We start from the raw sequence: 465 nt of genomic DNA, 5'->3' as shown, positions 1-465 counted from the left end.
GCTCCCTCACCTTTCGCCGGCTAACCCCGGACGCTCCCTCACCTTTCGCCGGTTAACCCCGGACGCTCCCTCACCTTTCGCCGGTTAACCCCGGACGCTCCCTCACCTTTCGCCGGTTCACCCCGGACGCTCCCTCACCTTTCGCCGGTTAACCCCGGACGCTCCCTCACCGTTCGCCGGTTGACCCCGGGCGCTCCTCGCGTCGCGGGCCTGGTCGCGGAGCTCCAGCGCGCGCCTCCGCGGCGGCTGGGCGCCCCGGAGCACGTGCTCGCCGGAGAGGATCTGGATCTCCGGAACGGTCAGCTCGTACTCCGCCCGGAGGGCGTGGAAGAGGTGGTGGAGCTCCGTGGGGACCAGGGTGTCCACGTAGTAGCCCGCGATGTCCAGGTCCGTCTTGGCCAGGGTCATCTCCACGTTGGAGAGCACCGAACGGAAGAAGTTCCAGCGGTCCATCATCTCCACGAG

1 protein-coding gene is annotated in these 465 nt (G+C 68.6%); it reads right to left on the bottom strand.

Going from position 1 to position 465, the window contains the following annotated elements; all coding sequences use genetic code 11:
• Window positions 1-117: 117 nt before the first annotated feature.
• Window positions 118-465, bottom strand: a 348-nt coding sequence (locus tag JYA52_RS00070) for a phosphoenolpyruvate carboxylase (protein WP_205651143.1), incomplete at its 5' end; no start/stop codon positions are given.

Source organism: Arthrobacter pascens (genome assembly GCF_017052465.1).
Classification (GTDB): Bacteria; Actinomycetota; Actinomycetes; order Actinomycetales; family Micrococcaceae; genus Arthrobacter; species Arthrobacter pascens.
The sequence above is the reverse complement of the archived record's forward strand: the minus strand, read 5'-3'. Positions and strand labels throughout refer to the sequence as shown.